Genomic DNA, 7629 nt, shown 5'->3' with positions numbered 1-7629 from the left:
GGCCGGCAAGCTCGCCACCTCCCCCACGAGCGAGACGCCCAACCCGGGCCAGGCCCAGCCGGCCGGCCCGCCACCGCCTCCGCCGCCGGTGTCCGACGTGATCAACGCGTTGCGGGCCTCGGCCGACAGCGCCACCCGCCTGGTGGGCACCGAGTCGGGCTATCGGGCCGGGTTGCTGGCCTCGATCGCCGCCTCCTGCACTGCCTCGTACACGGTCGCGCTCGTGCCCGGGGGGCCGTCGATATGACGTCCGGCAAGGACGCCGACAACGCGGCGCTGTGCGACGCGCTGGCCATCGAGCACTCGACGATCTACGGCTACGGCATCGTCTCGGCGCTGTCGCCGCCCAGCGTGAACGACATGGTCGTGGAGGCCCTCGCGCAGCACCGCCAGCGCCGTGACGACGTCATCGCGATGCTCAATGCCCGCAAGGTGACCGTTCCCGTCGCCGCGGCGGGCTACCAGCTGCCGCTGGTGGTCGGCGGCCCGGCCGACGCCGCGCGCCTGGCCGCGCGGATGGAGAACGACGGTGCGGGCGCCTGGCGCGTCGTCGCCGAGCACGCCGAGAGCGGCGCCGACCGCGCGTTCGCCGCGACGGCCCTGGTGCAGAGCGCGGTCATGGGCGCCCGCTGGAGCCGCGTGCTGGGCGCCTGGCCCATCACGACGAGCTTTCCCGGGGGCAACGACTAACCGCTATTCGGCGAGCAGGCCGCCGCGATGTCGGCGGCCAGTGACGGCCCGGTGGCCAGTTCGCGGGTTTCGCCGCCGAAGCGGTCGCGCAGCTCCACCACGCCGTCCGCCCAGCCCCGTCCCACAACGACAATCCAGGGCACGCCGAGCAGTTCGGCGTCCTTGAACTTCACGCCGGGTGAGGCCTGGCGGTCGTCGAGCAGCACTTCGACGCCCAGCCGGTCCAGCTCGTCGGCCAGGTTGGTGGCGCCGGTACGCGCCTCCGCGTCCTTATTGGCGATCACCAGATGGACGTCGAACGGGGCGACCGCCGACGGCCAGCGCAGGCCCAGTTCGTCGTGGTGCTGCTCGGCGATGACGGCCACCATCCGCGACACCCCGAGCCCGTAGGAGCCCATGGTCAGCCGGACCGGCTTGCCGTCCTCGCCGAGCACGTCGGCGGTGAAGGCGTCGGTGTATTTGCGGCCGAGCTGAAAGATGTGCGCCACCTCGATGCCGCGCGCCGAAACCAGCGGACCAGCGCCGTCCGGCGAGGGGTCGCCGTCGCGCACCTCGGCGGCCTCGATGGTGCCGTCGGCGGTGAAGTCCCGCCCGGCGACCAGCCCGACGACGTGCCGCCCGGGCTGGTCGGCCCCGGTGATCCAGCTGGTGCCGTCCACCACCCGCGGGTCGACCAGGTAGCGAACACCGTTGTTCTGCAAGCCTTTCGGGCCGATGTATCCCTTCACCAGAAAGGGATACTTGGCGAAGTCGGCGTCGTCGAGCAACGCGTATTCGGCCGGTTCCAGCGCCGCGCCAAGCCGTTTGTCGTCGACCTCGCGGTCACCCGGCACCCCGATGGCCAGCAGCTCCCACTCCCCGCCGGGCTGACGCACCTTGAGCAGCACGTTCTTCAACGTGTCGGCCGCGGTGACGGCGCGGCCCAGGTCCGCCTGGTTGGCCCAGTCCACCAGCGTGGCGATGGTCGGGGTGTCGCCCGTGTCGTGCACCACCGCCTCGGGCAGCCCGTCGATCGGCTGCGCCTCAGGGCGCGCGGTGACGACGGCCTCGACGTTGGCCGCATAGCCGGATTCCAGGCACCGCACGAAGGTGTCCTCCCCGACCGCGCTTTCGGCCAGGAACTCCTCCGACGCGCTGCCGCCCATGGCGCCCGACACCGCGGAGACGATGACGTAGCGCACCTGAAGGCGCGCGAAGATGCGCTGATAGGCCTCCCGGTGCGCGTGATAGGCGGCCTTGAGTCCGGCGTCGTCGATGTCGAACGAATAGGAGTCCTTCATCACGAACTCCCGGACCCGCAGGATGCCGGCCCGCGGCCGCGCCTCGTCGCGATACTTGTTCTGGATCTGATAAAGCAGGACCGGAAAGTCTTTGTAGGAGCTGTATTCCCCTTTGACGGTCAGGGTGAACAGCTCTTCGTGGGTGGGGCCCAGCAGGTAGTCGTTGCCGCGGCGATCCTGCAGCCGAAACACCGAGTCGCCGTATTCGGTCCACCGGTTCGTCGTCTCGTACGGCGCGCGTGGCAGCAGGGCGGGAAACAGGATCTCTTGCCCGCCAATGGCATTCATCTCGTCGCGGACGATGCGCTCGATGCGGCGCAGCACCCGCAATCCCAGCGGCAGCCAGCTGTACAGGCCGGGCGCGACGGGCCGGATGTAACCGCCCCGGATCAGCAGCTTGTGGCTGGCCACTTCGGCGTCGGCGGGATCGTCGCGCAAGGTGCGCACAAACAACTGGGACATCCGGGTGATCACAGCGGGCTAGCCTAGCGTGCGGGTAGCTGCGTCGAACGTCACGTCAGCGCAACACTCGCATCCCCACGCCACTCTGGCGTGACGTTCGACGGCGAGGCGGTGAGCGGCGCAGCCCGCCTGCGGTGAGCTACAGCTCCCCGGCGTCCATCGCTTCCTTGACCTCTTGCGCGTGCGCAACCTGGTCGGGGGTGTAGCCGATCAACAGGGCCGCGCCGCCGACGATGACGGCCACCCCGGCCAGCCAGAGCAGCCCGTAGGTGTAGCCGTTGTCCAGCGCGGCCAACTGCGCATCGTTCATGAACTTGACCGGGCCGGTGGTGCCGCCCATATACAGCGTCCGCGAGGTGATCACCGCCTGGACGACCGCCAGCACCAACGGCCCACCCAGGCTCTGCAGCATCAGCGTGACCGCCGAGACCGGGCCGATCTGATCGAAGCCCACGCCGGCGATGGCCGATAGTGTGAGGGGAACGACGGCCATGCCGATGCCGATGCCGCCGACCACGATGGGCAGCACCAGGTTGGGGAAGTAAGCGGCCCCGCGGTGCATGAACGCCCAGCCGAACAGCATCGCCCAGAACAGCAGGATCCCGCCGCCGATGGTCAGCACCCGCGGGGAGAATCGGGACACCAGCTGCGAGGAGACGCCGAGGCCGATGCCCATCGCGATGACGAACGGGATGAAGCCGACGCCCGCGCGCAGCGCGCTGTAACCGAGAATGTCCTGCACGTACAGGCCGATGCACACGGTCAGGCTGAACATCAGCCCGCCGGCCAGGAAGATGGCGGTGAAGGTGACCAGGCGGTTGCGATCACGGAACAGGCCGAACGGAACGACGGGGTTCTCGGCGGTGCGCTCCACGATGACGAAGGCCAGCGCGGCACCCAGCGCCACCACGCCCGAGCCGACGGTGGTGATCGAAATCCAGCCCTTTTCCGGCCCCATCGAGAACGCGAATACGGCCGCGGTGCAGGCCAAGGTGGCCAGAATGGCCCCGGTGGCGTCGAGCTTCATCCGCTCGCGGTTGGTCTCCCGCAGTGCGGTGCGGGCGAGGTACATCATCACCAGGCCGATCGGCACGTTCACCAGGAAGGCCAGCCGCCACGACACCTCGGTGAGCGCCCCGCCGACCACCAGGCCCATCACCGAGCCGACCGCCGTCATCGCGGCGAACACCGCGGTCGCGAAGTTACGGGCCGGCCCCTTGGGGAAGGTGGTGGCCACCAGCGCCAGGCCGGTCGGTGAGGCGATGGCTGAACCGACGCCCTGCGACAGCCGGGCGATGACCATGGTCGCCTCGTCCCAAGCGACCGCACACAGCACGGAGGAGATGGTGAACAGCGCGACACCGACGATGAAGGTCCGCTTGCGCCCGATGGTGTCGCCGAGACGACCGCCGAGCAGCATCAGCCCGCCGAACGTCAGCACGTAGGCGGTGATCACCCAGCTGCGGCCGGCGTCGGACAGGCTCAGCTCGTTTTGGATCTTGGGGAGCGCGACGATGGCGACGGTGCTGTCCATGGTCGCGAGCAGTTGCATGCCGCCGATGGCGATGACGGCCGCGATGAAGCGCCGCGAGGGCAGCCACGCCGGATAGTACTTGCGGATGCGCGTTGAGGCGGTCTCCGCCGGGGCTTTCGCGGAGGTCTCCGCCGCGCGCACCGGGGCCGGACGATCGGGGCGCGCCGAGGCAAAATTCTGCACCGCGCGCTCTGCATCGTTGAGAGCCGTCATAAAGGGTTACCTTACAGTAATCTTAAGAACCGTTTAAAGCCCGAAAGCCGCCACGGCGCCGATCACGATGATCGCCGGAGGTCGGATACCGTCGGCCCGAATCTTTTCGGGCGTGTCGGCCAGGGTAGCCCGCAAAGTGTGTTGAGCGGCGGTCGTTCCATGCTGAACGACCAACACCGGAGTATCCGCAGGTCGGCCGCCTTTGAGGAGCGCCTCCGCGAAAAGTTCGATGCGCTCGACGGCCATCAGCAAAACAATGGTGCCTGACATCGCGGCCAATGCATCCCAATTCACTAACGATTCGGGATGACCGGGCGGGAGATGCCCGCTGACCACGACGAACTCGTGATTTATCGCCCGATGAGTGACCGGAACGCCCGCCAGAGCGGGCACTCCTATGGCGCTCGTCACACCCGGCACCACGGTCACCGGAATCCCGGCCTCGGCGCACGCCAGCACTTCTTCGTAGCCGCGGGCGAACACGAAGGGGTCGCCGCCCTTCAGGCGCACCACGAAGCTGCCGGCACGGGCGCGCTCGATCATCACGTCGTTGATCGCGTCCTGGGCCATCGCCCGCCCGTACGGAATCTTGGCCGCGTCGATGACTTCGACGTGCGGGGGCAGTTCGGCGAGCAGTTCCGGTGGCGCCAGCCGGTCGGCGACCACGACGTCGGCCTGGGCCAGCAGGCGGCGGCCGCGCACCGTGATGAGTTCGGGGTCGCCCGGCCCGCCGCCGACCAGCGCGACGCCGCCCTTGACGACGTCGGAGCCCACCGGGCTCTCGGGCGTGATGAGCCCGGTCTGCAGCGCCTCGCGGATGGCCGAGCGGATCGCCGCCGACCGGCGGTGCTCGCCACCGGCCAGCACCCCGACCGACAGCCCCGCGTAGTCGAAAGATGCTGGGGTGACGGCGGTCCCCTCGACGGCGACGTCGGCGCGAACGCAGAAGATGCGGCGGCGTTCGGCTTCGGCGACGACGGCCTCGTTCACATGCGGGTCATCGGTGGCCGCGATCGCATACCAGGCTCCGTCGAGGTCACCGTCGCGGTATTCGCGCAGTGCCAGTGTGATTCCCGTCATCGCCTCAACCGACCGGGTGGCGCTGCGGGAGATGACGTGGACGTCGGCGCCGCTCGAGATGAGCAAGGGCAACCGGCGCTGGGCAACGGTGCCGCCGCCGACCACGACGACCTTCTTGCCGGTCAGCCGCAGCCCAACAAGGTAGGCGCTCTCGGTCACTCGGCAAGCCTAGTGGCGATCGCCAGCGCGGCGAAGCCGGGCGCAGCGGGTCGCCACCATCGATCTAGTGGCGATCGCCAGCGCGGCGAAGCCGGGCGTCAGCGTGTGCCACGAAGCGCGCCACCGACTCCGGCGCGGCCGCCGGGTGGGTGTGCAGATAAGACGCGTGCACCCCGGCGTGCACGGCGCCGTCACGCACGGCGGCGCTCCCCTGGGCGGCTCCGTCGACCCGGTACATCCACGCCGGCTGATAATCGTCGGTGAATGTGACTGTGGTGCGGTGAAATTCGTGCCCCACCGCCCGCTGGCCCGCAGCGTGCAACGACGAATCCGCCACGGCGACGGCATCGCGGTACGCCAGGGTCAGCTGCGACGTGAATTGGGCGTGCCCGGCCAGCACATCACACATCGGCTGGCCGTCGAGCTCGGAGACCAGGTAGATCAGCCCCGCGCACTCGGCGTGTATCGGCGCCCCCGCGGCGGCCAGTTCCTTGATCTGCCGGCGCACGACGTCGTTGGCCGAGAGCTCCGCGGTGAACTGTTCGGGAAAACCGCCGGGCAGCAACACCGCATCGGTGCCGTCGGGCAACGCGTCGACGAGCGGGTCGAATTCGACGACGTCGGCGCCGGCGGCGGCCAGCAGTTCCCGGTGTTCTGCGTAGCCGAAACTGAATGCCTTGCCGGCCGCCATCGCGACAGTGGCATGCCCGGCGGGCGTCTCCCCCACCACCGCCGCCGGGTCCCAGGGCGGCTGTGTGACCCGGCTTGCGGCGGCGGCAACGATCGCCGCCAGGTCGACGTGGCGAGCGACCAAATCGGTCATCGCCTCCACCGCCAGCCGCGCCCGCTGCCCGTACTCTACCGCGGTGACCAGTCCCAAATACCTTGTGGGCAACTCTAATTCGGCCACCCGGGGAATGGCGCCCAGCACCGGGACGCCGGCGTGCTCGCAAGCCTGCCGCAGCACCTGCTCATGCCGGGCCGATCCGACCCGGTTCAGGATCACCCCGGCCACGCGGGTACCGGTGTCGAAGGTGGAAAAGCCGTGCAGCAGCGCGGCGACGCTCTGGCTCTGCCCGCGCGCATCGACGACCAGGACGACGGGCGCACCCAGCAGGCCTGCCACGTGGGCCGTCGAGCCCGCCGCGGGAGTGGTTGCAGCGGCCCCGATCCGGCCGTCGAACAGCCCCATCACCCCTTCGACCACGGCGATGTCCGCGCCACGCGCGCCGTGGGCGTACAGCGGGCCGATCAGGCCCTCCCCCACCAGCACCGGGTCGAGGTTGCGGCCCGAGCGGCCGGCGGCGAGGCCGTGATAGCCGGGATCGATGAAGTCCGGGCCGACCTTGAACGGCGCCACCACGTGGCCCGCCTGCCGGAAGGCACCGATCAAACCCGTTGCCAGCGTGGTCTTTCCGCTGCCCGAGACGGGGGCGGCGATGACCATCGCGGGAGCGCTCACCACTCAATGCCCTTCTGCCCCTTGCGCCCTACGTCCATCGGATGCTTGACCTTGGCCATCTCGGTCACCAGGTCGGCCGCGTCGATCAGGCGTTGCGGGGCGTCGCGTCCGGTGACGACCACGTGCTGATGACCGGGTCGCGCCGCCAGCACCCGCACCACCTCGTCGACGTCCACCCAACCCCATTTCAGCGGATAGGTGAACTCGTCCAGCACGTAGAAGTCGTGACGCTGATCGGCCAGCCGGCGCGCGATCTCCGCCCAGCCGTCGGCCGCGGCCGCCGCGTGATCGACCTCGCTGCCCGCCTTGCGGGTCCAGGACCAGCCCGCGCCCATCTTGTGCCATTCCACGCGACCACCGATCCCGTGTTGGTCGTGCAGTCGGCCCAGCTGACCGAAGACGGTCTCCTCGCCCACCTTCCACTTGGCGCTTTTGACGAACTGGAACACCGCGACCGCCAGGCCGGCGTTCCAGGCCCGCAACGCCATTCCGAATGCGGCTGTGGACTTGCCCTTGCCGGCGCCGGTGTGCACCGCCAGCACGGGCGTGTGTCGCCGCGCCCGCGTGGTCAGGCCGTCATTGGGAACCTGCAATGGAACACCCTGTGGCATAAGCGCTTAACCCTTTCGCTCAGGCCACGTCGCGCACCGCGCGCGTCAGGGAATCGGCGTGCAGCTGCTCCAGCCGGATCGCCGGCGCGCCCAGCTGGCGGGCCAGTTGCCCGGCCAGGCCCAGCCGCACAAAGGACG

The 7629-nt window shown here is 69.6% G+C and carries 6 protein-coding genes and 2 pseudogenes; 2 read left to right on the top strand and 6 right to left on the bottom strand.

What is annotated here, in order from left to right:
- A pseudogene (locus DQP58_RS25155) lies at nucleotides 1–247 on the top strand (hypothetical protein); the annotation flags it as partial.
- On the top strand, nucleotides 244–690 hold the full coding sequence (locus DQP58_RS25150; RefSeq protein WP_112710807.1) for a ferritin-like domain-containing protein: 447 nt from the start codon (nucleotides 244–246) through the stop codon (nucleotides 688–690). The pseudogene DQP58_RS25155 and the gene DQP58_RS25150, both read left to right, overlap by 4 nt.
- Here the strand turns inward: DQP58_RS25150 and DQP58_RS25145 are convergent.
- From DQP58_RS25145 to DQP58_RS27325, 6 genes and pseudogenes are all read right to left on the bottom strand, one after another.
- On the bottom strand, nucleotides 687–2444 hold the full coding sequence (locus DQP58_RS25145; protein ID WP_112710806.1) for a proline--tRNA ligase: 1758 nt from the start codon (nucleotides 2442–2444) through the stop codon (nucleotides 687–689). The genes DQP58_RS25150 and DQP58_RS25145 overlap by 4 nt on opposite strands.
- Nucleotides 2445–2571: 127 nt before the next feature.
- Nucleotides 2572–4179: an MFS transporter gene (locus DQP58_RS25140; protein WP_112710805.1), complete on the bottom strand. Its 1608-nt coding sequence runs from the start codon at nucleotides 4177–4179 to the stop codon at nucleotides 2572–2574.
- A 33-nt stretch (nucleotides 4180–4212) separates the two neighbouring features.
- On the bottom strand, nucleotides 4213–5418 hold the full coding sequence (gene cobA, locus DQP58_RS25135; RefSeq protein WP_112710804.1) for a uroporphyrinogen-III C-methyltransferase: 1206 nt from the start codon (nucleotides 5416–5418) through the stop codon (nucleotides 4213–4215).
- A 64-nt stretch (nucleotides 5419–5482) separates the two neighbouring features.
- Nucleotides 5483–6865, bottom strand: a complete 1383-nt coding sequence (locus DQP58_RS25125) for a cobyrinate a,c-diamide synthase (RefSeq protein WP_112710808.1) — start codon at nucleotides 6863–6865, stop codon at nucleotides 5483–5485.
- A gap of 11 nt (nucleotides 6866–6876) precedes the next feature.
- A complete protein-coding gene (gene cobO / locus DQP58_RS25120; RefSeq protein ID WP_112710803.1) occupies nucleotides 6877–7491 on the bottom strand; it encodes a cob(I)yrinic acid a,c-diamide adenosyltransferase in 615 nt (204 codons plus the stop codon).
- A gap of 19 nt (nucleotides 7492–7510) precedes the next feature.
- Nucleotides 7511–7629: pseudogene (locus DQP58_RS27325) on the bottom strand (hypothetical protein); the annotation flags it as partial.

This window comes from Mycobacterium colombiense, assembly GCF_003284975.1.
In the GTDB taxonomy this organism is placed as follows: Bacteria; Actinomycetota; Actinomycetes; order Mycobacteriales; family Mycobacteriaceae; genus Mycobacterium; species Mycobacterium europaeum_A.
Note: the sequence above shows the minus strand (reverse complement) of the source record. Positions and strands in the feature narration are given on the sequence as shown.

Coding starts and splice junctions, on each gene's coding strand:
- DQP58_RS25150 (WP_112710807.1), top strand. CDS start 244: ATGACGTCCGGCAAGGACGCCGACAACGCGGCGCTGTGCGACGCGCTG.
- DQP58_RS25140 (WP_112710805.1), bottom strand. CDS start 4,179: ATGACGGCTCTCAACGATGCAGAGCGCGCGGTGCAGAATTTTGCCTCG.
- DQP58_RS25125 (WP_112710808.1), bottom strand. CDS start 6,865: ATGGTCATCGCCGCCCCCGTCTCGGGCAGCGGAAAGACCACGCTGGCA.
- cobO (WP_112710803.1), bottom strand. CDS start 7,491: ATGCCACAGGGTGTTCCATTGCAGGTTCCCAATGACGGCCTGACCACG.